Origin of the sequence: Sphingomonas sp. PP-CE-1G-424 (assembly GCF_004341085.1) — a bacterium.
Classification (GTDB): domain Bacteria; phylum Pseudomonadota; class Alphaproteobacteria; order Sphingomonadales; family Sphingomonadaceae; genus Sphingomonas.
Genome location: NZ_SLXW01000002.1, coordinates 1,057,996 through 1,081,950, shown reverse-complemented (window position 1 = coordinate 1,081,950; position 23,955 = coordinate 1,057,996). Strand labels below are relative to the sequence as shown.

The following is a 23,955-nucleotide window of genomic DNA, read 5'->3' as shown; positions in this document are numbered from 1 at the left end:
AGTCAATGGCTACCGGGTTTTGATAAGGGCTGTCCAAGCGTGTCCTTGATAAAACATTCGAACGTTACTTCAAATAAAACCTCATTGGCTGCAAATTGCACCAATTCCGTTTTCCTATTATTACATTGCCGAACAGCGCTCGTTCACCAGCCGAATCGACGGTTAGGCCGACGTCACTCCAGCATGTAGCGGATGAAGCGTCGCCGAGTTCGAGAACCTCATCGAATCGTCGACCGAGCCGAACTTCAACGCTAGCAGATCCAGCGCGTAATTCTGGTTCAGCTTCCACGGCTTGCGTTCGCCTTGAACCGGCAGAGCCGCAGCAGCCCGCTGCACATAGCCTGAGGTGAAATCCAGGAACGCCTCCTGCTTCATGCTCGGATCGTCGTTCTTCGGTGTCGCTTGCCGCAACCCACGTTTCTTCATCGTGTTGAGCAAGCGGCAGACGTACACCGCGGTCAGGTCCGCCTTCAGCGTCCACGACGCATTGGTGTAGCCGAAGGTCGAGGACAGGTTCGGCACGCCGTCGAACATCATCCCCTTATATTGCAGCCGCCTGGCGAGTTCGATCGGCTTGCCGTCGACGCTGAACGCGACCCCGCTCATCAGTTGCAGTTCGAGGCCTGTTGCGGTGACGATAACGTCGGCAGGCAGGTCTTTGCCCGAATCGAGATGGATGCCGTCGGGCGTGATTCGCGCGATCGTGTCGGTGACGATCGAGGCTGTACCGGTGTTGATCGCGGTGAACAGGTCGCCGTCGGGCACGAGGCACACGCGCTGATCCCACGGATTGTAGCGCGGGGTGAAATGCGTCGCAACGTCATAGTCGGGGCCGAGCTGATCGCGGACCATGCCGATCATCCGCTCCTTCACGACGGCAGGCTTCTTCCGCGCCATCCGGTAGAAGAACATTCCCATCAGCACGTTCTTCCACCGCGTGATGCCATACGCAGCCTTTGCCGGCAGTTTCCCGCGCAGCCAGTTCGCCACGCCGTCCTCGCCCGGCCGCGCGACGATATAGGTCGGCGAGCGCTGGAGCATCGTCACGTGCGCCGCGGTCTTCGCCATCGACGGAACCAGCGTCACGGCGGTTGCGCCGCTGCCGATCACGACGACGCGCTTGCCGCTATAGTCGAGGTCCTCAGGCCAGAATTGCGGATGGACGATCTGTCCGGCGAAACTGTCTGCCCCCTCGAACTCGGGCGAATAGGCCTTGGCGTAATTGTAATAGCCCGCGCACATCGAGAGGAAGTTGCAGGTCAGCGTTACCGGACCGTCGGGGCCGGTCGCTTCGACCGTCCAGCGCGCGTCCTCGGTCGACCACGCAGCGGACTTCACGTGATGGCCGTAGCGGATCTTGCGGTCGATGCCGTACGCTTGCGCCGTCTCCTCGACATAGGCGCGGATTGAGGGGCCGTCGGCGATCGACTTGGCCGCCGTCCAGGGGTGGAAGACGAATCCGAGCGTGTGCATATCCGAGTCGGAGCGGATGCCGGGATAGCGGAACAGGTCCCACGTCCCGCCCATCGATTGCCGGCCCTCGAGGATCATGTAGCTGCGGTCGGGGCAGCGCGTCTGCAGGTGATAGCCGGTGCCGATCCCGGAAATGCCGGCGCCCACCACGATCACGTCGACATGTTCGGTCATGCTGCATCCTCCCACCCCGGCGTTACGCCGTAGGTTTCAGAACCGAACCTATCCTGTTGTGATCTTTACTCAATAGTCCTTCGTATATTTGACGCTCGCACTTTGCCCGCCGCTCGATCCCGCGGCCGACAAGAGGCTCAGCGCCTTGGTCAGCGCAATCTCGAGCTGCGTCGAGGTGAAGCCCTTCGCGTCGGTCACGATCTCCACATAAATGTTCTTCGTGATGTACTTGCCCGCCGCGAGGCTGGTACCGCGGCCGGTCGCTTGGTCGGCGCCGAGGACGCGCAACCGGTCGAACCCGGTTGCCGAACGCAGCTTGCCGAGGGGGTTCAGACCACCGCCACCCGACCCGCGCAGCGAGTTCAGCGCGGATGCCAGCTGGATCGCCTCGGTCGCGGACAGATTGGCCGGGCTCGAGCCGAACAGCAGGCGGCTAAGCACTTCGTCCTGCGGCAGGACCGGCGTCGACGTGAACGCGATCTGCGGCTTCTGGCCAGTCCCGGTGACGTTGATGACGACGGTGATGTCGCTGGTGGTCGTGGTCGCCTGGATGTTGATATCCGGGTCGGTCAGCGCGCCGCCACGGAAGCGGATCTGCCCCTTGTTCACCTCGAACCGCTTGCCCGAGAACGAATAGGTGCCGCGGACCACGTCCATGCCGCCGGTGACGATCGGCGCGGCGGACGTGCCGCCGATGTGCATGTCCATCTCCCACTCGGATTCGAGGCCCATGCCCGAGACGAACAGCTGGTTCGGCGCACGGACACGAAGGTCGAGCTTGAACTTGCCGATCGCAGGCACGTCCGAGCGATCGGTCGAGACCGGCGTCCGGATGTCGCTCTTGCGGCGAACACCGGTCAGTTCGGGAACCTCGGCCTGACCCTGGCGGATGATCTGGTAGCGAGCCTCGGGGATCTGGAGATCGCCCTGGATCAGGCCGCCATCGCGCCCGTTGGTAAGGTGGACCGTGCCGGTCGTGGTGGCGCTGATCGCGTCGCTCTTGGCGAGCTGCGCATTGTTCAGCGTCGCGCGGATGTCGATAGGGAACCCGCTGTCCGCCGCAAACCCGATCGTGCCCTGCGCCTGCACGGTCCCGTCGCCGGCCTTCGCATTGAGCTGCGTCAGTTGCAGGTCGGTGTTCGAGAACCGCCCGGCGATCCGCATCTGCGACAGCCGCGTGCCATAGGTCTCGTTGTCATAGGTCAGGTTATCAGCGCGGACGACGCCGTTCAGCTGCGGCGCGGACAGCCGCCCGGAGAAGTCCGCGGCGACCGCGATCGGCCCCGACAGCTGCTGGTTCGGGATCGCGGCAAAGCTGAACAGCACTGCCGATGGGCCATTGTAGCGGATTCCGCCCGACAGCGGCGCGGCCATCAGGCGCGTGCTCCACGAGCCACTGCCCGCCGGCAGCGGCCGGAGGTTGGCGACCATGCGGCCGATGACCGACGGTCCGCGACGCACCAGCGCACGACCGGTCGCGCCGTCGCCGCCGAGCGTCCCGGCGAACACGATGTCGACGGGATCGGAGACGGCAGCGAGGCCCGAGCGCGTGAAGTTGACGACGGTCATGCGGGCGTCTGCAGTCGGCAATGCGGCCGAGTTCGCCTGCGCAAAGTCGAGGCTGCCGGTCGCCTTGCCGCCGATGCCGAGGTTCGGGACCAGAGCGGAGAGCGTCGACAGGTCGAGGCGATCGAGCCGGACCTGCGCGTTCGTGCCGCGACCGTAGCTGCCGGCCAGGCGCGCCGAGCCACCGCCTGCGCCACCGAAGTCGATCCGGGTCGGCGACAGGCGATATTCGCCCTTCACCGCTTGGATGCGCGCCGGGTTGACGGTGCGGAAGTCGATGCCGTTGGCCTGGCCCTGGGCAGCGACTAGGTAGGTGTTGGGGCTGAGTTTGGCGTTGACCGCTAGGCGGAAGGGGACGCCGTTCGAGCCGGTCAGCAGCGCCTGTGCCGTGCCGTTGCCGCCGACGTAGTTGACCTTCGCACGTGCTGCCGAGAGGACGATCGCGCCGTAGCGCATGTCAGCGATCTGCGCGTCGGCGACGATCTGTGGCGTCGGGGTCAGCACCGCAGTGGCGTTGACGATCGCGCGGCCGATGGTGAAGTCGACCATGCCGGGGATTTTGGCGCCGTTGGCACGAGCCGCGACGTCGGCGCGCTGGTAGCCACCCTGGTTGGCGAGGCGCACGTTGCCCGACAGGCCCTGTCCGGCGAACTGGAGCGCGCCCGCGAACGGGCCGGCCGCAGTCTGGACGATGCGGCCGCTGCCGACGATCCCGGCGAACACCACGCGGCGCACGTCGACTGCGAGTTGTGCGCCCGGCTTCACCAGCACGTCGGCGGTGAATGGGCCGTAGTTGGTACCGCCGCTCGCGGTGACGGCATACGCGCCGCCGCGGCCGACGATCCGCGCATTGAGATTTACGAGGCCGACGCCGACGCCCGGACGCGGTGCGCGCAGGACGACGACAGGAGCAGTCGCGCTGCCCGTGACGCGAGCGGACAACGGGCCGTAGGCGGTGGAATAGGCATCGGCGTTCACCAGCACCGCGCCGGTGGCTGGATCGAACCGGCCTTCGCCGCGCGTCACACGGAACTGTGGCGCGTTCATCCGGAGATTGCGGAAGGTGACGATGCCTTCGGGGCTGTAGCCGATGTCCGAGCGGACGATCGCGTTGCCGCCGAGGAAGCTGCGCGCGCCCTCGTTGAAGATCTGCGAGGTCTGCGCGACGACGCGGCCGGTGATCCCGAAGCCGCCCTTGGGGCCCGGTACCAGTTTCGCGTCGGTCGTCAGGTTGACGATGCCGATCCCGTCGACGCGGTAATTGTTGATCCGCCCCTTGAGCGCGCCGGTGTAGCGACCGGTCGCCATGTTCGCGACGACCACCGCGGTCGCGTCGATCTTGTCCGAGCGGATCTTGAGGTTGTCGGACAGGACGTTGACGCCCGAGATCGCGAAGTCGCCGTCGATCGCGACGTTGGTCGCGAGCCCGCCGACGGCGGCATTGAGCCCCGTCACGCGACGTGCGCGCGCCTTGACTGGCACGAGGATGCGGTCGGAGTTCACGCGCGCGAGACCCTCGGCGTAGAGGTTCTCGACGCCCATGTCGCCGAACGCGATCGTTGCGGCGCGGACCTTGTAATCGACCGTCGGCGTCGCGAACGCACCGTCGAGCACGACGCGCGCCGTGACGTCACGACCACGAAGGTTCGGCAGGATCGCGCCCGGGGTCAGCAGCTTCGCGTTGACTGCGAAATTGCCGAACCGGCTGTTGGCGAGATCGATCAGACCACCGGCGTCGACCGCGAGCGCGTCCGACTTCAGCGTCATCCGCGTGTCAGCCTTGCGGTCGTTGAGCGTGGTATCGATCGCCACGTCGAGCTGTGGCGACGTCAGACGCTCGACCGGACCTTCGAGATACAGGCCGGGACGCGTCGAACCGCGCACTTCGATATGACCGTTCTTGGCGGTCAGCCCGAGGTTCGCCAACTGTCCGCCGCCCAAAGTCGCGACCGCGCGACCCTGCCACGAGGCCCAGCTGCCGCGGCCATCGACGGTCGCGGTCAACGGTGCCTTGAACGACCCCATCGTCGAGACGACGCCGCCGACCGGCGCCGTCAGCTTCACGTTGACGTCGAGCTTGTTTCGCTCGGGCACCGCGTCGAGCTTGAGCACGAGGCGGTCGCCGCCAGCGATGCCAGGGCCGGTCAGCGCGGTCGCGTTGGTGGTCAACTGCGCGCGCTTGTCGGCGATGTGCACCGCGCCGTCGATCTTGACGATATGCGTCTGGCCGGTGACCGGCTTGGCGATCAGGAAGCGATCGATCACCAGTCGGTTCACGTCGATGTCGAGATCGGGCAGCAGCGGCGCGTTGGGATCGGTCGGCGTTGCGTTGAGCACCGGGCGGCGCTGCAGCGTGACCAGCGGCGTGGTCAGCGAGCGCACGTCGACATGGTTCTTGGCGAACGCGAACGGGCGCCAGTCGACGGCGAGCTTCGGGCTGGTCAGGAACACGCCCTTGGGATCCGACACGCGCACGTCGCTGAGCGTCATCGCGCCGTAGATCGAGCCATCGATCCGGCCGACTTTGATGTTCAGCCCGGATGCGGTGGTGTAGCCGCCGATCTGGTCGGCGACGAGGCGCCGACCCGGATCGGTGTTGATCCCGAACAGCACGATCAGGACGAGCGCGACGAGGCCGACGACCAGGATCGCCAGCCATTTCAGGATGCGCTGCCACAAGGGGCGACGTTCGACGATGATAGTTTCGTGCGTCGTCTCGACGTGCGGAGTGCCGTTTTCGGCCATCAGAATGCCTGCCCGATCGAGATATAGAGGGCGACCTTGCCGTCGCCCTTGCGGGGGTTCAGCGGAGTCGCGACGTCGAACCGCATCGGGCCGAAGCTGGTGTAGAAGCGCCCGCCGATGCCCGCGCCGTAGCGCAGGGACGACAGGTTCGGCGTGCTGCTCTCATAGCTGTTGCCCGCGTCGATGAACGGCACGATGCCGTAATCACCGAACCGGTAGCGAGCCTCCAGCGCGAATTCGTTGAGCGAGCGGCCGCCGACCGGGTTGCCGTTGGGATCGAACGGCCCGAGCCGCTGATAGCCGTAACCGCGCACCGAACCGCCGCCGCCGCCGTAATAGCGCCGCGAGGGGGCGAGATCGTCGCGGTCGACGCCCTGGATCGAGCCCGCCTTGGCGCGGCCCGCGATGACGATGCTGCTGGAGACGGGATAGTAGAACGTCCCCTCGATCATCGTGCGGACGTACGGCTTCACCGACCCCTGCACCGAGGTTTCGGGGCTAAGGTTGAGCGTCAGGCGATAGCCCTTGGTCGGGTTGAGCAGGCTGTCCGAGCGATCGAACTTCACCTGACCAGGCAGCGCGACGATGCCGTAGGTGCGGCGAACGTCCTTGCCCTGCGTAAAGTCGTAGACGCTTTCGTTCGTGCCCACGAGTTCGCCGCCGTAATAATAGGTCAGCGGCTTCTGCCAGATCGGCGTGGAATCATAGCTCCAGCGGACGCCGACGCTGGTCGTGAACGCGTCGTAGGCGTCGTAATTCGAATGGTTCGCGCCGGCGGTCAGGCTGAACGTCTTGTCGCGCTTGCCCGCGTTGGCGCGGCGGAACGTGCCCGCCAGACCCTGCTCCTGCGTACCGGCGATCACCGACGCGATCAGCGCGCCCTCGTACGGGAACAGGTTGCGGTGCTGCCACGTGCCCTCCGCGCGGAAGCCCTGCCCTGTCGAGAAACCGACATTGCCGCCGAGCGAACGCGGCTTGCCCTCGCTCTGGCGGACCAGCAGGTCGACCTGCTCGGTGCCGTCGGGATTGATCGTCCCGGTGCGGACCGGCTCGACCGACACCGTCGAGAACAGCGACGTCGCGACCAGCGCATCGCGCAGATCGTCGGTCATCCGGTTGTCGTAGAGTTCGCCCGACTTGAACCGCGGGAACAGGTTCAGATGCTCGAGATTGAAAACCGGATCGCCCTCGGTGCGAAGCTGCCCGAACGACGAACGCGGTCCGGTATCGACGGGCAGCGTGTACGCGCCGGTCGGGGTCTGGTCGTCGAGCAGGATGTCGCGCTCGCCGACCTTGACGAACGGATAGCCCTGCTGCGGCAGCGTCAGGCTGACATTCGCCTCCGCGCCCTGGATCCGCGCGGCCTCGATCGGATCGCCGACCTTGAGCGGCAATTGCGTACGGACGAGATCGGGGGGCGTCGTCGCGTCCGCCTTCACGGTGATCGACGACAGCGAATAGAGCCGGCCGGGTTGCGCGCTGACCGTCGCCTTCAGCCGCGCGGGCTTGGTCTTGTCGGCGTCGGGGATCGTCTCGATCGTCGAGATCGCCGTCGCATCGTAATAGCCGAGCGACTTCAGCAACCGCACCGCCAGCGCCTCGTCCTCACTCGCGCGCGCTGCGACCTGCGTGGCGTTCGCGGCCTTGCCCTTGCCCTCGGCGAGAGCGGACAGCGCCTTGTATTCACCTTCGAGCCCGTCACCCGCCTTGTCGAGACCCTTGGTGGCGGTCTCGTAGCGGATTTCCGGAGCGTCCTTGTCCTTGATATCCGCCGCGGTTTGAAGCGGGGTCGTGTCGAAGCTCGACAGCGGCGTCAGCGGTTGCGCGAGTTGCGGATCGCTGGGGCCGGTCGGGGGCAGGACGTCGCCGGCCAGCGTGGTCGCCGGGGTCGTCGCGGTGGCGGGTGTCGCCGGTTTCTGGGCGGGTGTCTGGCCGGCTGCCTGGGTCGTAGGAGCGGGCAGCGGCGCCATCGCTTCCAATGGCGCGTTGAGATCCCCGCTCAACGGCGGCAGGGCGCTGTCGAACTCGGCGTCGGGCACGATCGGCGCGTCGGAACGCGGATCGTTCGACTGCGGCTGATCGCTGGGCTTGGGCGCGTCGGGGCCTTTGGCCGGAGCGGTGCCCGGCTTGGCAAGCTGTGCGGAAGCGAGGCCCGCAAATCCCCCGGTAAAACCTGTAGTCGACGCTACCAACGCCAGAGCGAGCCAATGATGCCGGCGGTTAGAAGCTGTCACACGATCCCCTTTGCAGGCAGCGATCGTGCTCGATTCACCCCCATCTTCGTCCACGTAACGCACATAGGACGGCTTGGTTTCACAAAAATTAACCTCAGACACAGCCGATTAGGCCACCGACCGGCATGACGATCGTATCGCGTCCGGGACGGTCGATCCGTAGCGTCGCGGACGTCACGGTCGCGCCCGCCGAGATGTCGGCGCGGACGGCGACCGCCATGTCGAGCGTCGCGGTGACGTCGCCGCCGCGGTATTGCGTGACGCCGCCAAAGCCGAAGCCGATCGCGGGGGACTGCGTCGTCATCGCGTAGTCGTTGGTCTTGCCGTCGATCGCCAAGCGGACCTGCGCGGGGTCGGCGGTCGCCATCGCGACGAGCTGCCGGCCGGCGTCCATGCTCCAGAGATACGCGGCGCATCCCTTGGTCGGGAGTTTCTGCGTGCCGATCGCGCCGAGGGGGCCGGGACCTGGATTCGCCCCCGGATTGGCCGCGGCAGACGGGGCCGCGGCTTGCAGCGCGAGCATAAGAGCGAGCGAGATCATGGCGTCAGGCCTATCATGAACAGCCACGCGGGATAAGCCGCGATCGCCAGCAACGCGCCGAACGGGAGCGCGGTGTCCGCTGCCATACTACGCCCCTTGAGGTGCGCGGCGAGGACGACGCCGAGCCCGATCATGCTCGCGATCAGCAGGACGGCGGGCAACATCTGCCACCCGAGCCATAGGCCAATCGCGCCGAACAGCTTGGGATCGCCGCCGCCCATCCCGTCGCGGCCACGCAAATGCCTGTAGCCGAACGCGACCAGCCACAGCATGCCGAACCCGGCGAGTCCCCCGACCAATCGCCCGGGGAGCGGCGGGTCGATGCCGAGCGCGGCGCTGACGAGCCCGGTCGCGGCGAGGAGCATCGTCAGTCGATCAGGCAGCCAGAACACGACGAGGTCGAGGCTTGCCAGCGCGAGCAACAGCCATCCGAACACCGCGCCGGCGATGCCGACTACCCCCGGCGCGACGAACCCCGCAGCCAAGCCGATCACAAGCCCCGCCAGCTCGATCCGCCAATGCACCGGACTGATCGCGACGCCGCACCCTTTGCACCAGCCACGCAGGACGAGCGCACTCAGCAGCGGCACCAGCTCGACCGCGCGGAGCGTTCGCCCGCAGCCATCGCACGCCGATCGCCCCTGCATCACCGATCGCCCGTCGGGCCAGCGCGTCACCAGCGCCGCGACGAAGCTGCCGATGATCGCCCCGAGCACCCCCAGCAACACCGCCCAGAACGCAGCCTCAGACACCCGTCTTCCGCACCAGGTAGCGATACACGCCGAGGAGGTTGATCCCGAACAACACGATGTTCTGCGTGCCCAGCGCCCAGTCTCCGGTCAAGGCCGCACCGCTCAGCCACGCGATCGACGAGCCGACGAACAGCACGAACCCCCACCCCGTCACGCGCCGGCCGAAGTCGAGCGACACCATGAACGCGGCGATCACACCGGATGCTGCGGCGGACCATTTGAGCGTCGTGATGAGTGTTTCCATGACGAGAGGTCTAGGCGCATCCCGTGGTGCTTTGTATTGCCGCACATCAACCCCAGATACGGGGCACAAGAATACATGGAGAGTGAAGTGGCCGCCGATCGAGATCCCATCGTCATCCTGTCCTACGCGCGCACGCCGATGGGATCGTTCCAGGGCGCGCTTGCCGGCGCCACCGCGACGCAGCTCGGCGCCGATGCGGTGCGTGGCGCGGTCGCGCGGTCGGGCGTGTCGGCCGCGGAGATCGAGCGGATCTACATGGGGTGCGTCCTTCCAGCCGGGCTTGGCCAGGCGCCGGCGCGACAGGCGGCAATCAACGCCGGGCTGGGCGATCACGTCGAGGCGACGACGGTCAACAAGATGTGCGGATCGGGCATGCAGGCGGCGATCCTTGCGGCCGATGCACTGGCGGCGGGCTCGGTCGACCTGCTCGTCGCGGGCGGCATGGAGAGCATGACCAACGCGCCGTACCTCTCGAAAAGCCACCGCGGCGGCGCGCGGATCGGGCATGACCGGATGTACGACCACATGTATCTCGACGGGCTCGAGGATGCGTACGAACCCGGCAAGCTGATGGGCAATTTCGCCGAGGACACCGCGCACGAATACCAGTTCACGCGCAAGCAGATGGACGACTACGCGATCGAGTCGCTCCACCGGGCGCAAGCCGCGCAGAAGTCCGGCGCGTTCGACCGCGAGATCGTGTCGGTCGATATTGCCGGCCGCAAGGGCACGACCACCGTCTCGCTCGACGAGCAGCCGGCCAAGGGCGACGTCGCCAAGATCCCGACACTGAAGCCCGCCTTCTCGAAGGACGGCACGATCACCGCCGCCAACGCCTCGTCGATCTCCGACGGCGCGGCGGCCTTGGTGATGACGCGGGCTAGCGTTGCGGACCGACTCGGCATCACCCCGATCGCGCGCGTCGTAGCGCATGCCGCGCATGCCCATGCGCCGGCGCTGTTCACGACCGCGCCGGTGTTCGCGATGCGCAAGGCGATGGAGAAGGCCGGCTGGTCGGCGTCGGACATCGACCTGTTCGAGGTCAACGAAGCCTTCGCCGTCGTCGCGATGATCGCAATGCGCGACCTCGGCCTGCCGCATGAGAAGGTCAATATCCATGGCGGCGCATGCGCGCTCGGTCATCCGATCGGGGCTAGCGGTGCGCGGATACTTGCGACGTTGCTGTCGGCGCTGGAGACGACGGGCCAGAAGCGCGGGCTTGCCTCGCTGTGCATCGGCGGCGGCGAGGCGACGGCGATGGCGGTGGAATTGATGAACTGATCCGCTGACTTCTCCCCTCCCTTGAAGGGAGGGGTCGGGGGTGGGTTGCTCTCCACTAGTCCCGAGCGCAGTTTGGAACGATGGCCCGTATCCCTCCCGAGATGACGCGGCGTGCTCGAGAGTTGCGCAATCATCCGACGGATGCGGAGATCGCGATCTGGCACAAGATCGCGCATTTTCGGCCGCGGTTTACGCGGCAGTTGGTGGTGGAGCGGTTTATCGTCGACTTGGCGTGCCGGGAGGTGCGGTTGGCGGTGGAGTTCGACGGCAGCCAACATATCGGTTCGGTTCGGGACCGTTCGAGGACGCGGCGGTTGGAAGCGCTCGGGTGGACGGTAATCCGGTTCTGGAACTCGGACGTTGCCCGCAACCCAGACGGCGTCGCGGAAACAATTCTGGCAAGCGTCCTCCGTCTTCAGCAGCCAACCCACCCCCAACCCCTCCCTTCCAGGGAGGGGAGCTAGAAGGAAGCCGCCCGACTGGTAACTTCTTACCCCCTCCCTGGAAGGGAGGGGCTGGGGGTGGGTCGGCTTCCGCATCACGCACCGCCGGCCCAAACGCCGACGCTCGCCACCCTCAAGGCAAGACCTCGCCAGCCTCGACACCCCAGAGCCCACCAACGGCAACAAACCCCGCCTGCCCCTTCACATCCAGCCGGCACCAGCCATTGCCGCAACGGCTCAGCCGCCCGACCACGCCCGGTGCCGCGCGCCACAGCACCCGGCTTCCTGCATCGGGCTTCTCGCGCAGGTCCACCGGCCCCGCGCCATGCACGATCGCGGTGCGCGTGCCGCTCAGCAGGTTCGCCTGCATCCAGCCCTCGGTCCCATCGGGATCGGCGATCTTGCGCCATTCCTTGAAGATCGCGACCACCTTGATCGGCAGATCCTGCCGCTGATACAGCCAGCTCGCGGGATACGTCCGTGCCGGCCCGGTCCGCATCCGCGCGCGCGACGCCGAGATCGAGGCATAATAGGGCACGCTCTTCTTCGTCGCGTCGGCCGCGGTCGCCGGGTCGGGCACCAGCGCGGCGACAACAAGAGCGGAAAGCGCGGCGGCGAGAATGCGCATGGTCATGTCCTAACTGGCGAACCGAACTCCTATCGCGACGAACCGCTTTCCTCAACCGAAGTTGCGGTGTCGACGTTGACGGGACGTTGACGGGACGTTGACGGGCACGAGCGGCTTCGCCAAGCCGGTCGCATGATCGACACACGCCGCTGTCCGAACCCGAAGGTCGTCGTCACCCGCGAGCTGGCCGATACGCTGATGGACCGGATGGAGGCGCTGTTCGATACGCAGAACAACCGCGCCGACACCAAGCTCGGCCGCGACCAGCTTGCCGCGGCGATGGCCGATTGCGACGTGTTCGTGCCGACGGTGACCGACGACATCGACGCCGACCTGATCGCGGGCGCGGGCGACCGGCTGAAGCTGATCGCCAACTACGGTGCGGGCGTGAACCATATCGACCTGAAGGCTGCGCGCGCGCGTGGGATCATCGTCACCAATACGCCGGGGGTGCTCACCGAGGACACCGCCGACATGACGATGGCGCTGATCCTGTCGGTGCCGCGACGCTTGGCCGAGGGCGAGAAGCTGGTGCGATCGGGTCAGTGGAAGGGCTGGAGCCCGGGCGGGATGCTCGGCCACCGGATCGGCGGCAAGGCACTCGGGATCGTCGGGATGGGGCGGATCGGCCAGGCGGTCGCGCTCAGGGCGCGCGCGTTCGGGCTGACGATCCATTATCACAATCGCACCCGCCTGCCCACGGTGCGCGAGGCGCAGCTGGCCGCCACCTTCCATGCGTCGCTCGACGACATGCTCGCCGCAGTCGACATCGTCACGATCCATACGCCCTTGAACGCCGACAGCCGCGACCTGATCGATGCGCGCCGGATCGCGCTGATGCGACCGCATGTGTACCTGATCAACGCGGCGCGCGGCGGGATCGTCGACGAGGGTGCGCTGGTCGATGCGCTGGAGGCCGGACGTTTGGCGGGCGCCGGTCTCGACGTCTGGGCGCACGAGCCGATGATCGATCCGCGGCTGCTCGCGCTGCCCAACGTCGTAATGCTGCCGCACATGGGCTCGGCGACGCTGGAAGGGCGTATGGCGTCAGGCGAGCGCGTCATCCAGAATATCCGGATGTGGGCGGATGGCCATCGCCCGCCGGATCAGGTGCTCGACGGCTGGATCTGACGCTTCAGCCGTCGATCCTCCCCCGCAAGGGTGAGGTGACGCCGAGGGTGACGGGGGGACACGCGACGTTTCGCCTTCCTCCCCCTCCGACTGGCAAGGGCCAGCCACCTCCCCCTGGCGGGGGAGGATCGCAACGGTCTCAGACCGCGCGCATCCAGTGGGTTCGCGCTACCGTTCCGGTCAGCACCTTCGACCCGAACGCCTTGATGATTTTCGCCGCATCCGCACTGTTCATCAGCACGACGCGGGTGCCGCCCGACGGCAGCGTTTCGATGGCGCTGATGGTCGCGTCGTGCTTCTTGCACATCGCAACGACCTGAGGCTGTTCGACGCTAACGTTGACCGCGCGCGAGATCGGCACGACCGTGTCGGTGCCCACCGTCACAATGCGATCCCTGTAGATGCGATGGCTGAAGTGATCGTCATGCGGCATTCCCGGCTCGGAGCGGGAGCGCAAAGCATCTCTCAGTCGCAGCCTGCCCGTACGAAGCGCCGCGATACGTCGGCTATGCGCGCTATCGCCCCGAACGGCAATGGCGGGGCATGCTTTGGCTATGCTCGCACCCGCAGCAAAGCGAGGCCGAACCCGACGAAGATCGCCCCCGTCACACGGTCGAACGCGCGCCGCAACGCGGGGCGCGTCAGATAGCGCGCGAGCGTCCGCCCACCGGCAGCGTACACGCCGTACCAGAAGCTCTCGACCACCGCGAAGGTCGCCACCAGAATGGCGAACTGCGGCGCCTGCGGGGAGGCGCGGTCGACGAACTGCGGCAGGAACGCCGCGGCGAACAGCAGCAGCTTGGGATTGCTGATCCCGATCACGAACCCGCCGCGATACAGGCGCCACGCCGACACGGTCGGAGGGAGCACCACCGGCGTCGTATCGTCGCCGACGTCGATCGGCGACCCCGCCCCGCGCCACGCCTTGATCCCGAGGAAGATCAAATACGCGACACCGGCATAACGCAGCGCGTCGAACACCCGCGGCCATGCCGTGAGCAACGCGGATACGCCCGCCGCGGACGCCGCCAGCACGAGCACCAGCGCCGTGAGGCACCCCGCCATCGCCGCGACGCTGCGCCGCGCGCCGAAGGCGATGCTGCGCGTCATCACGTGCAGCATGTTGGGTCCGGGCGTTCCGCATAGGAGGAAGACGGCGACCACGAACAGCCACCAGGCGTGTAGCGTCATGTTTACTCCCCTGCCCTTCATGCTGATGAAGAAGACCTGGCTGCCTACTGGCGCCCGCAGCCTGCTCAGAGCCCTGCCAAAAACAGTCCGTCACCCCGGACCTGTTCCGGGGTCCACGGTGCGGCAAACTCACACTCGAGAGAGCGCGGCACCGTGGATGCCGGAACAAGCCCGGCATGACGAAGAACGTGGCGTGTTGGCACAGCAGCACCGCCGCCAAACTGCGGTTCCCTACTGCCTCCAGCCTCAATCCCCCGTCAAAATCCGATCGACCAGCTGTCCCACACTCGGCACGAACCCGTTCGAATAGAACGGGTCCTTCTTGAAGTTATACGCGGCATGCCCTGCGAACATCAAATTCTGGTCGATGTCGCCGCCATGCGCGATGTCCTGCAGCGTCTTCTGGATGCAGAAGCTGCGCGGGTCCGCGAGGCGTCCGGTCGAGTTGGTCTCCGTATCCGCCCAGCTCGAGAACGAGCATTGCGACAGGCAGCCCATGCAGTCCGACTGGTCCTTGCGGATCATGCCCTTCTCGGTCGGGCTGACGAACACCAGCGTGTTGTCCGGCGTCTTGAGCGCGTCGGTATAACCCTCGCCGAACCACTGCCGCGCACGCAGCAGGTCGTTGCGTGTGACCCAGAAGTTCTTGCCCTTCACGCCGACGTCGAGCTGGAAGACGTGGTCGCCTGCCTCCTGCGTCGAGAAGGCGATCTGGCGCTCGGAGCGTGCTTCCAAAGAGCGCAGGAACGGATTGCGCACCGCGGACGAGTAGAAGCCGGTTGGCGAGAATTTGTGCAGCAGCACGTCGCCGGGCTCGATCTGCGTCAGCGCGTTCTTCCAGCCCTCGGGGATCGGGCTCTCGCGCGTGAGAAGCGGCCGGGTGCCGAACTGGAACGCGATCGTGCCCAGCTCGGGATTGTCGATCCAGTCGTTCCAGTCGCGCAGATACCAGACGCCGCCGGCCATCACGATCGGCACGTCGTCCGAGATGCCGCCTTCGCGCATCACGTCGCGCAGCTCCTTCACGCGCGGATACGGGTCCTGCGGCTTCAACGGATCCTCGGCATTCGACAGGCCGTTGTGCCCGCCCGCGAGCCACGGATCCTCGTAGACTACCGCGGCGAGCCACTCGGCTGCCTTCGAGTACGCGCGCTTCCACAATGCGCGGAAGGCACGACCGGAGCTGACGATCGGCAGATAGCTGACGCCGTAGGACGCGGTGATCTCGGACAGCTTGTACGGCATGCCAGCGCCGCAGGTGACACCGGCGACCTTGCCGCGGGTGCGTTCGAGAACGCCATGTAGGATTCGCTGCGCGCCGCCCATTTCCCACAGCACGTTGATGTTGATCGCGCCCTTGCCGTCGGCGATCTCGTACGCGCGCTCGACCTGCTGGACCGCACCTTCGATCGCGTATTCGACGAGTTCCTCGTGCCGGTCGCGCCGCGTCAGCGCCGCATAGACCTGCGGGATGATCTTGCCGTCGGGATCGTAGCTGTCGGCGTTGACCGCCGACACCGTGCCGATACCCCCGGCCGCAGCCCAGGCGCCGGCCGACGCGTGGTTGGTCGCGGCGACACCCTTGCCGCCCTCAACCAGAGGCCAGACTTCCCGACCGTTATAGACGATAGGCTTCAGGCCCTTGAACACGACGTCACCTCTCCCGGAAAATACGGCCCCCTATATCGCAAGGACGCAGCGTGCGAGCAATATTAAGACCTAGGTTAGTAGATCGCCCAGTGCGCCCGGCCGCCCGAGCGCGTCCTCGTACAGCGCGCGATAGCGAGCGATCATAACCGCTTCGTCGAATTGCGCCCGCGCCTTGGCCTGGTTCGCGGCGCCGACCGAGGCGCGCAACGCCGGATCGCCGACCAGTGCCTGCAACGCGTCGCGCAGCCGGACTTCATTGGCGATGTCGGTCACGAACGGCAGGTTTTCCGTCGAGACCATCCGCGTGATGTCGCCGACCGGATAGCTCGCGATCGGCAGGCCCGCGGCCATCGCCTCGACCACCGCAATCGGAAACTGCTCGCTGCGCGACGACACGGCGAGCATGTCGAAATGGCCGATATACCGGTAGGGCCGATCGAGAAATCCGGGCAGCACCAGCTTGTCCGCCATCCCCATCGCGGCGGCGGCTTGCAGGATGTTCGCGCGCTCGGGGCCCTCCCCGATGATCACCAGCCGCACCCGGCCCGAGACGCCGCCGACCGCACGGACCAGCGCGGTGAGATCCTTCACCTCGCGCAAGCCCGCGAGCGCGCCGATCACGGTTTCCTTGGCGTTGCGGGTGAACCCGGGGATCGCCTTGGGTTCGGGCTTCTGCGCGTAATAGGCGGTGCCGATTCCGTTGACGATCCGGTGGACGCGCTCGCGCGGCTGTTTCCAGGTCTTCAGCGCGATGCCTTCGAGCACCTCCGACGGCACCGCGAGCGCATGCGCCGCGCCCAGCGCGAGCCGCCGGTATATGTTGCGCTCGATCTTGAGCCCGCTTGCCTCGTCCGCGTTGAACCCGTCTTCGTGATGGACGAGCGGCGGCGCGCCCTTGGCGAACGCGCGGCGCCCCATCGCCCCGTCGATCGCGCCCCAGTTGTAGCTCAGCACCAGGTCGAACCGCCGCATGTACTGCGCGATCGCCTCGTAGCGTTTCACCGAAGGCTTGCCGGTCAGCGGCGGCGGGTTCTGCGCGATCTCGTAGCGGATGCCCTTCGCGATCGAGTCCCGCGCGCTGAGCGCATCCGGCATCCCCGATACGATGGTGTGTTTCGCGCGATCGCCAAACGCATTCATCAGCCGAACCGCGCGTGCTTCCTTGCCGCCGAGGTCGAACGACGAATGGAGATGAAGGATGTTGACGGGTGCAGCCATCCGCGACCGATGCCGATTTTCGCGGCAGCTTTCAAGGTGGCGCAAAGCCGCTTTGGCCGGTGCGGTCTTGCACGATCGGTACCGCGATGCCATTATATGACAACTACGTCATGCGCAGCAAGCAGCGTGACGACACCCGAAGACTGACAGAGAGTTGGACGAGGATTTCGAGCAGCGGTCGCGCTCGATCGATGGTTTTGCCTATATGCGGCAAGGTCTTCGCGCGGCCCGAACGACAATCCGGTCCTTCGGTCCCGCCCCCGCTGTCGAAGCGCTGGAGGCCGGACCAGACCGCCAACGACGAGGCACGACGATGCGGCTCCCTTCCAACGACGACATGACCACGCCCCAGCTGAATGGCGACTCCAACCGCGCGGCGACGATCGACACGCGCGTGACCCGGCGCGGGCTGCTGGGGTCGGCGATCACCGCGGGCGGCGCGGCGATGCTGCCGCTGGCCTCCGCCGAGGCCGCCCCGACCGAACGCAACGTCGACGTGCTGCTGGTCGGCGGCGGCATCATGAGCGCGACGCTCGCGGTGCTGCTCCACCAGCTCGAACCGAGCTGGACGATCGAACTGGTCGAGCGGCTCGACAAGGTCGCGGAGGAAAGCTCGAACGGCTGGAACAACGCGGGCACCGGCCACTCGGCGCTGTGCGAGCTGAACTACACGCCGGTCAACGCGGCCGACGGGCTGGTCGAGATCAAGAAGGCGATCGAGATCAACGAGCAGTTCCAGGTGACGCGCCAGTTCCTCAGCCATCAGGTCGATGCCGGGATGCTCGCCAACCCGCGCTCGTTCATCAATTCCACGCCGCATATGAACCTGGTCTGGGGCGATGCGAACGTCGCGTTCCTCCGCAAGCGCCATGCCGCGTTGCAGGCGAGCCCGCTGTTCTCTGGCATGGAATTCTCGACCGACCCCAAGCAGATCGCGCAGTGGGTGCCGGTGATGATGCAGGGTCGCGACCCCACCATGAAGCTCGCCGCGACGCGCTCGCCGCTCGGCACCGACTGCAACTGGGGCGAGGTCACGCGGCAATATGTCGATGCGATGCGCAAGCAGCCGGGCTTCACGCTGACCACCGGCCACGAGGTGCGGTCGCTGGAGCGCAGCGCGGACAAACGCTGGCGGGTGACCGCGCGCGACATGAAGAGCGATGAGAAGCGGATCATCAACGCGCGCTTCGTGTTCGCCGGTGCGGGCGGTGGCGCGCTGCCGATCCTGCAGAAGTCGGGAATTCCCGAAGCCGACGATTATGCCGGCTTCCCGGTCGGTGGCTCGTTCCTCGTCACCGACAAGCCCGAGGTGGCGCAGCGTCACCTTGCCAAGGTCTACGGCAAGGCCGCGGTCGGATCGCCGCCGATGTCGGTGCCGCATCTCGACACGCGCTATCTCGACGGCAAGCAGGCGCTGCTGTTCGGGCCGTTCGCGACCTTCTCGACCAAGTTCCTGAAGGAAGGCTCGTATTTCGATCTGCCGGCGTCGGTGACGCTCGACAATTTTCGGCCGATGATGGCGGTCGGCTGGGACGATTTCGACTTGGTCGAATATCTCGCCGGGCAGCTGATCATGTCGGACGCCGACCGGATGACGGCGCTGCGCGAGTATTTCCCGGGCGCGAAGGATGGCGACTGGCGGCTGTGGCAGGCGGGTCAGCGCGTCCAGATCATCAAGCGCGATCCGAACAAGGGCGGCGTGCTGAAGCTCGGTACCGAGATCGTCGCGTCGAAGGACGGCTCGATCGCCGCGTTGCTGGGGGCGTCGCCGGGCGCGTCGACCGCGCCGTCGATCATGCTCGATTTGCTCAAGAAGGTGTTCCCCAACCATCTCGCGACGGCCGCGTGGCAGGGCAAGATCCGCGAGATCGTCCCGAGCTACGGCGTCACGCTCAACGACAAGCCCGAGCTGATCGCCAAGACCTGGGCGGCGACCGCGCAGACCCTGCAACTGACGGTGCCGTCGCCGGCGGTGTTCGTGTCGACCCAGCCCAAGCCGGCGGCAACGCGCGTCAAGGTCGACCGCAGCCCCGACCTGGCGCTGTAAGAGCGGGGATCAGGTTAAGCCCTTGCAGATGCCAAAACCGCCCCGTCACCCCGGACTTGTTCCGGGGTCCACCGTGCCGCAAACCAAATCTCGATGAGTTTGCGGAACAGTGGATGCCGGAACAAGCCCGGCATGACGAAGGAAAAGCCGTAATTATCTAGCTGCAGAATCGCGATCAGGCGGCGAACACATCCTTCGGGATATGCGTGATCCGGCACGCCAGGTCGGCCTCGCCGCTTGCCACGACGTAGAAGTCCCCCGCATCGGCGATGCCGGTCGTGAAGACGACGTTGTCGAGGTACATCTGGTCCTTCAGCGGCTCGGTCAGTTCGGGCTTGGGCTCGAGCAGCGCGGTATGTTCGGTCGCCACGGTGATCGAGGGATCGTCCTTGTCGAGGATCGACCAATAGGTGCGATAGATGCCTACCACGCCCGACGGCTCGACACCGTGCCACAAGGTCAGCCATCCGCGATCGGTCAGGATCGGGGGCGCGCCGCCGCCCATCCGCGCGGTCGAAACGGTGGCCGAATGCGGGCGGATGCCGGGCTTGTCGTGCGGCTTCCAATGGAGCGCATCGGGCGAGTGCGACAGGTTTATCGACGGCCCGCTGCGCCATTCGCTGCCCGGTGGATACGCGAAATACAGATCGCCGAGCGGCCGGGTCTGCGCCCAATACTGCCCGTCGATCAGCCCTTCGAAGATCAGCATGTCCTTGTTCTGGTGATCGAGAACGATCCCCTCGAGCTGCCAGTCGAGCGCGTCGGCGGACGAATACAACGTCGTCGAATGCCGCTCGGGGCTGACCGAGCAGGTCGTCATCAGATAGCGGTCGCCGACCTTGGAGATCCGCGCATCCTCGACGCCGTAGCATTGGTACGAGGTGCGCGGCGCGATCGCCTTGTCGTAATGCACCGTGACGACCGAGCGCCCCTCGGCATCGAGTTCGACCGGCAGCAGCCATGACAGCGACGTCAGCGCCATCACCTTCCACCCGCCGCCGGGGATCAGGAATTTGCGCGGGTCCTTGGTATCCACCATCTGCAGCGGCCACGCATCGAGCAGGTATGCGCCGTCCTGCCAGCGGATCGCGTGGACGTTGCCATTCTTGACCGGCTGCTTGAGCGCCTCGGCGACGCGTACCATGAGCAGCAGATTGCCGTTCGCCAGCCGCGTCATCCCCGGATTGAACGCGCCGAGCACATAGGTCTCGGCACCGACCTTCCCCGCCAGCGGCGAGCGCGACAGGTCGATGTCGGCGGGGGTGAAGACGAGCTGGTCGAACATGCTATTCTCCTTGGTGATACGCGGCGACGCGACCATTCATCACTACCGCCATCCTGACGAAAGTCAGGATCCAGAGCCGTGAAGGACGCCTCTCCGTTACTCTGGATCCTGACTTTCGTCAGGATGACGGGAAGGGCTTGGCGCTCGACGACATACCGCCAAGCCGTCGGCGCTTACTCCCCCTCGAGCGCCCGCGGGACGATGACGATCTGCTGGATCACGGTCCGCGTCGGCTGCGTCAGCACGAACTCCACCCCGACCGCGATGTCCTCCGCGCGCAGCATCTGCTCCGCCTCGATCATCTGGCGCTGCTTGTCGTCGGGCACGTCCGGATACTGCATGTTCGAGCCGACCTTGCCGGGCTCGACCAGCGAGACCTTGATCCCCTTCGGCCCGAGCTCACGCCGCAACGCTTCCGAGAAGCCGGCGATCCCCGACTTGACCCCGGCATACACCGTCGAGCTCGGCCCGAGGATATGCGCGCTCAGCGAGCCGATGATGACGATGTCGCTGATCGGCTTCATCCGGTGCGCGGCGTGGTGCGCGCTGAGCAGGTACGCGGTGAAGTCGACCGCGATCGCATAACGAAGCTCGTCCTCGCTCATCTGCGTCAGGCCACCGGCCGCGACCGCCGCATTGACGACGGTGATGTCGAAGCCCCCCAGATACGCTTCGCCTGCATCGAAGAACGCGCGGACCTTGTCGGGATCGGCGAGCTCGGTGATCATCCCGTCGCCCTCGCCGACTTCGCGAATGCGCGCGAGCGCGTCCTGCAGATAGCGTTCGTCGCGGCCGCAGATATAGACCTTGGCGCCCTCCGAGGCGAGCAGCACCGCGATCGCCCGGCCGATCCCGGTGGTCCCCCCGGTGATGATCGCGCGGCGGCCCTTCAGCGGGCGGACGGTGGTGTGGGCGTCGGAGAGTTCGGTCATCAAGTATCCCGGCTTGTCAGCAGATTGGCGGCGAAATGCACGGTGAAACACTGCGCGCCGCCCTCCCCTAAGCGCGGATCGCCGCCCCCTCAAGCGCGCGCGCCAGCAACCGGTCGATCGGCTCCTGCAGCATCGTCTCGCTCAGCGTCGGGGCGTGGCCGACGCCCGGCACCGTCACCACTTCGGCCAAGTCGAGCGACGCCGCCATCCGCTCCGCCGTCGCCGCCGAAAGCAGGTCCGAGCGCCCACCGCGGACGATCAGCGTCGGCACGTCGCGCAGCGAGCCCAGCGCCTGCCACATGTCCGGCCCGGCTTCGTTACCCGGCACGCGGAACGGCTCGGCGATCTTCAGATCGTAATCGAGCACGATCCGCCCCGAACTGTTGAGCCGGTACAGGCGCTTGGCCATCGCCAGCCAATCCTCGATCTGCCAGTCGGGATAGACGTCGCCGTTATTCTCGGCGACGCAGCGCGCGGCGTGCATCCAGGTCGGGAAGACGCTGGACTTGCCAACATAGCCGCGGATCCGCGCCAGCCCCTGCGCGTCGATCTCCGGCCCGACATCGTTGAGCAACGCCGCCGCCATCCGCCCCCGCGACGGCCCCGCCATCAGCATCGTGACGATTCCGCCCAGCGACGTGCCGAACGCGATGTACCGATTGATCCCCTGCTCCGTCAGCAGCGCTTCGACGTCGTGCACGTAAGTCAGCGGGACATACGACATCGGGTCCTTCGCGTATGCGCTCTCGCCGCGCCCGCGAAAGTCCACTGCGATCAGGCGCCAGCGCCCGGCCAGCCTTGCCGCGAGCGCATCGAAATCGCGCGCATTGCGCGTCAGCCCGGCCATGCACAGGATCGGCGGCTGGCCCTCCGCGCCGCCCGGATAGTCGCGTGCGTGGAGTCTCAGCCCGTCGTTGGACCACCAATAGAGGTTTTCGTATGCGGCCATGGTTGCGTCCTTCGGGTAGCGGCCACCATATCGCCGCATGGCCATCGACCCGCAAGTGTATCGCCCCGAAGCTGAACTTCTAACGCTGGGGGACGGCTTCTTCGATCCCGTCGCGCCCGCCGACTTCCCCGAGACGCGGCTTCGTTTCCGCAACGACCGCGCCGCCGCGCAGATCGGTCTCGACACGCTGACGGATGACGAATGGACGCGCCATTTCGGCCGGTTCTCACCGCTCCCCGACACGCTCTCCAAGCCCTTAGCCCTCCGCTATCACGGCCACCAGTTCCGCAATTACAACCCCGATCTCGGCGACGGCCGCGGTTTCACCTTTGCGCAAATGCGGGACGAGGGCGGTCGCCTGATGGACCTCGGCACCAAGGGATCGGGCCAGACCCCGTGGAGCCGCGCGGGCGATGGCCGCCTGACACTCAAGGGCGGGATGCGCGAGATCCTCGCAACCGAAATGCTCGAGGCGCTCAACGTGCCCACCTCGCGCACGCTGTCGCTGATCGAGACCGGCGAAGAACTCCAGCGCGGCGACGAGCCTAGCCCGACGCGCTCGGCCGTCCTCGTCCGCCTCAATCACAGCCACGTGCGAATCGGCAGCTTCCAGCGCCTCGCCTACGAACGCGACGAAGCGGGTTTGCGCACACTCGTCGGTTACACGCTCCGCAACCTCTACGACGAGAACAGCGACGATCCGGTCCGCCTGCTCGACCTCGTCGTCAGCCGCACCGCGCGTCTCGCGGCGCGCTACATGGCGGCGGGGTTCGTCCATGGCGTGCTCAATTCCGACAACATCAACGTCACCGGCGAGAGCTTCGACTACGGCCCGTGGCGGTTCGCCCCGACCTGGGACCCGGCCTTCACCGCTGCCTATTTCGACCATCAGGGGCTCTACGCGTTCGGCCGCCAGCCCGAGGCGATTCACTGGGACGTGATGCAGATGGCCGTCGCGCTCCGCCAGATCGCCGAAAGCGACCCGCTGGTGGCCGCGCTAGACCAGTTCGGTCCGCGCTATCAGCCGGAAGTCACGGAGGCGATCCTCTGGCGCCTCGGCGTCCGCCCGCGCGATCCGGATACCGACCGCGACCTCGTCCAGGCCACCGAACGCGCGCTCCGCACCTCCAGCGTGGGCATCGACCGGTTCTTCTTCGACGCGTTCGGTGGGGAGTTGCCCGGCACCTACGACGAACCCTGGGCCGAAGTCCGCGCCGCACTTGCCGCCTACGAACCGCGGAAGGACCGCTCGCACCCGTACTGGGCGGGCGAGCCGTGCAGCATGCTGATCGACGAGGTGGAGGCGATCTGGGCGCCGATCGCCGAGCATGACGACTGGCGTGCGCTGAACGCCAAGGTCGCCGCGATCCGCGAAATGGGCGAAGCACTCGCCGAGTAACTACTCCCTCCCTTCCAGGGAGGGGAGAAGAAGAGTGCGATCCGCCAGTGGAAACTCGCCGCGAATCAAGGC

General features: G+C 66.5%; 19 protein-coding genes. 5 read left to right on the top strand and 14 right to left on the bottom strand.

The window, feature by feature from the left end; translation table 11 throughout:
- Positions 1-162 precede the first annotated feature (162 nt).
- From C8J43_RS10160 to C8J43_RS10135, 6 genes are all read right to left on the bottom strand, one after another.
- The gene (locus C8J43_RS10160; RefSeq protein ID WP_133030735.1) at positions 163-1,647 is read right to left on the bottom strand and encodes an NAD(P)/FAD-dependent oxidoreductase; all 1,485 of its coding nucleotides are present in this window, start codon (positions 1,645-1,647) and stop codon (positions 163-165) included.
- Positions 1,648-1,716: 69 nt separating this feature from the next.
- The gene (locus tag C8J43_RS10155; RefSeq protein ID WP_133030734.1) at positions 1,717-5,958 is read right to left on the bottom strand and encodes a translocation/assembly module TamB domain-containing protein; all 4,242 of its coding nucleotides are present in this window, start codon (positions 5,956-5,958) and stop codon (positions 1,717-1,719) included.
- Positions 5,958-8,192, bottom strand: coding sequence for a BamA/TamA family outer membrane protein (locus tag C8J43_RS10150; RefSeq protein WP_133030733.1), 2,235 nt, complete (start codon positions 8,190-8,192; stop codon positions 5,958-5,960). The genes C8J43_RS10155 and C8J43_RS10150 overlap by 1 nt, the downstream gene beginning before the upstream one ends.
- 94 nt (positions 8,193-8,286) lie before the next feature.
- A complete protein-coding gene (locus C8J43_RS10145; RefSeq protein WP_133030732.1) occupies positions 8,287-8,733 on the bottom strand; it encodes a hypothetical protein in 447 nt (148 codons plus the stop codon).
- Positions 8,730-9,485 (bottom strand): A24 family peptidase, encoded by a 756-nt coding sequence (locus C8J43_RS10140; RefSeq protein WP_133030731.1) that lies wholly within the window; start codon positions 9,483-9,485, stop codon positions 8,730-8,732. Before C8J43_RS10140 ends, C8J43_RS10145 begins: the two co-directional genes overlap by 4 nt.
- Complete coding sequence (locus tag C8J43_RS10135; protein WP_056050651.1) at positions 9,478-9,729, bottom strand: hypothetical protein; 252 nt, start codon at positions 9,727-9,729, stop codon at positions 9,478-9,480. Before C8J43_RS10135 ends, C8J43_RS10140 begins: the two co-directional genes overlap by 8 nt.
- Positions 9,730-9,804: 75 nt before the next feature.
- On the opposite strand from C8J43_RS10135, the gene C8J43_RS10130 reads away from it, so the two are divergent.
- Together C8J43_RS10130 and C8J43_RS10125 are read left to right on the top strand one after the other, a co-directional pair.
- Positions 9,805-11,010 (top strand): acetyl-CoA C-acyltransferase, encoded by a 1,206-nt coding sequence (locus C8J43_RS10130; protein WP_133030730.1) that lies wholly within the window; start codon positions 9,805-9,807, stop codon positions 11,008-11,010.
- Positions 11,011-11,090: 80 nt separating this feature from the next.
- Positions 11,091-11,474 (top strand): DUF559 domain-containing protein, encoded by a 384-nt coding sequence (locus tag C8J43_RS10125; RefSeq protein ID WP_133030729.1) that lies wholly within the window; start codon positions 11,091-11,093, stop codon positions 11,472-11,474.
- A gap of 112 nt (positions 11,475-11,586) precedes the next feature.
- On the opposite strand, the gene C8J43_RS10120 is transcribed toward C8J43_RS10125, so the two are convergent.
- Positions 11,587-12,087: an SH3 domain-containing protein gene (locus C8J43_RS10120; RefSeq protein ID WP_133030728.1), complete on the bottom strand. Its 501-nt coding sequence runs from the start codon at positions 12,085-12,087 to the stop codon at positions 11,587-11,589.
- Positions 12,088-12,213: 126 nt separating this feature from the next.
- Between C8J43_RS10120 and C8J43_RS10115 the strand changes: the two genes are divergently transcribed.
- A complete protein-coding gene (locus C8J43_RS10115) occupies positions 12,214-13,212 on the top strand; it encodes a D-glycerate dehydrogenase (protein ID WP_133030727.1) in 999 nt (332 codons plus the stop codon).
- 139 nt (positions 13,213-13,351) lie between these two features.
- On the opposite strand, the gene C8J43_RS10110 is transcribed toward C8J43_RS10115, so the two are convergent.
- The 4 genes from C8J43_RS10110 to C8J43_RS10095 form a co-directional block, all read right to left on the bottom strand.
- The gene (locus tag C8J43_RS10110) at positions 13,352-13,597 is read right to left on the bottom strand and encodes a hypothetical protein (RefSeq protein ID WP_243645494.1); all 246 of its coding nucleotides are present in this window, start codon (positions 13,595-13,597) and stop codon (positions 13,352-13,354) included.
- Between the two features lie 167 nt (positions 13,598-13,764).
- Complete coding sequence (locus C8J43_RS10105) at positions 13,765-14,403, bottom strand: LysE family translocator (RefSeq protein ID WP_133030726.1); 639 nt, start codon at positions 14,401-14,403, stop codon at positions 13,765-13,767.
- Between the two features lie 246 nt (positions 14,404-14,649).
- The gene (locus tag C8J43_RS10100; RefSeq protein WP_056050660.1) at positions 14,650-16,053 is read right to left on the bottom strand and encodes a nitronate monooxygenase; all 1,404 of its coding nucleotides are present in this window, start codon (positions 16,051-16,053) and stop codon (positions 14,650-14,652) included.
- 69 nt (positions 16,054-16,122) lie between these two features.
- A complete protein-coding gene (locus tag C8J43_RS10095; RefSeq protein WP_133030725.1) occupies positions 16,123-17,271 on the bottom strand; it encodes a glycosyltransferase in 1,149 nt (382 codons plus the stop codon).
- 337 nt (positions 17,272-17,608) lie between these two features.
- On the opposite strand from C8J43_RS10095, the gene mqo reads away from it, so the two are divergent.
- Positions 17,609-19,318 (top strand): malate dehydrogenase (quinone), encoded by a 1,710-nt coding sequence (gene mqo, locus C8J43_RS10090; protein ID WP_133030840.1) that lies wholly within the window; start codon positions 17,609-17,611, stop codon positions 19,316-19,318.
- A gap of 175 nt (positions 19,319-19,493) precedes the next feature.
- Here the strand turns inward: mqo and C8J43_RS10085 are convergent, their stop codons facing one another.
- From C8J43_RS10085 to C8J43_RS10075, 3 genes are all read right to left on the bottom strand, one after another.
- Positions 19,494-20,603: a glycosidase gene (locus C8J43_RS10085; protein ID WP_133030724.1), complete on the bottom strand. Its 1,110-nt coding sequence runs from the start codon at positions 20,601-20,603 to the stop codon at positions 19,494-19,496.
- A gap of 173 nt (positions 20,604-20,776) precedes the next feature.
- Positions 20,777-21,535, bottom strand: a complete 759-nt coding sequence (locus tag C8J43_RS10080) for an SDR family oxidoreductase (RefSeq protein WP_056050664.1) — start codon at positions 21,533-21,535, stop codon at positions 20,777-20,779.
- Between the two features lie 67 nt (positions 21,536-21,602).
- Positions 21,603-22,484, bottom strand: coding sequence for an alpha/beta hydrolase (locus tag C8J43_RS10075; RefSeq protein ID WP_133030723.1), 882 nt, complete (start codon positions 22,482-22,484; stop codon positions 21,603-21,605).
- A gap of 37 nt (positions 22,485-22,521) precedes the next feature.
- On the opposite strand from C8J43_RS10075, the gene C8J43_RS10070 reads away from it, so the two are divergent.
- Positions 22,522-23,883, top strand: a complete 1,362-nt coding sequence (locus C8J43_RS10070; protein ID WP_133030722.1) for a protein adenylyltransferase SelO family protein — start codon at positions 22,522-22,524, stop codon at positions 23,881-23,883.
- The last annotated feature ends 72 nt before the right edge of the window (positions 23,884-23,955 follow it).

Bases quoted from the DNA above. Each gene is read 5' to 3' on its own strand.
- C8J43_RS10120 (WP_133030728.1), bottom strand. From the start codon at position 12,087: ATGACCATGCGCATTCTCGCCGCCGCGCTTTCCGCTCTTGTTGTCGCC.
- C8J43_RS10145 (WP_133030732.1), bottom strand. From the start codon at position 8,733: ATGATCTCGCTCGCTCTTATGCTCGCGCTGCAAGCCGCGGCCCCGTCT.
- mqo (WP_133030840.1), top strand. From the start codon at position 17,609: ATGACCACGCCCCAGCTGAATGGCGACTCCAACCGCGCGGCGACGATC.
- C8J43_RS10135 (WP_056050651.1), bottom strand. From the start codon at position 9,729: ATGGAAACACTCATCACGACGCTCAAATGGTCCGCCGCAGCATCCGGT.
- C8J43_RS10085 (WP_133030724.1), bottom strand. From the start codon at position 20,603: ATGTTCGACCAGCTCGTCTTCACCCCCGCCGACATCGACCTGTCGCGC.
- C8J43_RS10105 (WP_133030726.1), bottom strand. From the start codon at position 14,403: ATGACGCTACACGCCTGGTGGCTGTTCGTGGTCGCCGTCTTCCTCCTA.
- C8J43_RS10125 (WP_133030729.1), top strand. From the start codon at position 11,091: ATGGCCCGTATCCCTCCCGAGATGACGCGGCGTGCTCGAGAGTTGCGC.
- C8J43_RS10070 (WP_133030722.1), top strand. From the start codon at position 22,522: ATGGCCATCGACCCGCAAGTGTATCGCCCCGAAGCTGAACTTCTAACG.
- C8J43_RS10160 (WP_133030735.1), bottom strand. From the start codon at position 1,647: ATGACCGAACATGTCGACGTGATCGTGGTGGGCGCCGGCATTTCCGGG.
- C8J43_RS10155 (WP_133030734.1), bottom strand. From the start codon at position 5,958: ATGGCCGAAAACGGCACTCCGCACGTCGAGACGACGCACGAAACTATC.
- C8J43_RS10080 (WP_056050664.1), bottom strand. From the start codon at position 21,535: ATGACCGAACTCTCCGACGCCCACACCACCGTCCGCCCGCTGAAGGGC.
- C8J43_RS10095 (WP_133030725.1), bottom strand. From the start codon at position 17,271: ATGGCTGCACCCGTCAACATCCTTCATCTCCATTCGTCGTTCGACCTC.
- C8J43_RS10075 (WP_133030723.1), bottom strand. From the start codon at position 22,484: ATGGCCGCATACGAAAACCTCTATTGGTGGTCCAACGACGGGCTGAGA.
- C8J43_RS10115 (WP_133030727.1), top strand. From the start codon at position 12,214: ATGATCGACACACGCCGCTGTCCGAACCCGAAGGTCGTCGTCACCCGC.
- C8J43_RS10130 (WP_133030730.1), top strand. From the start codon at position 9,805: ATGGAGAGTGAAGTGGCCGCCGATCGAGATCCCATCGTCATCCTGTCC.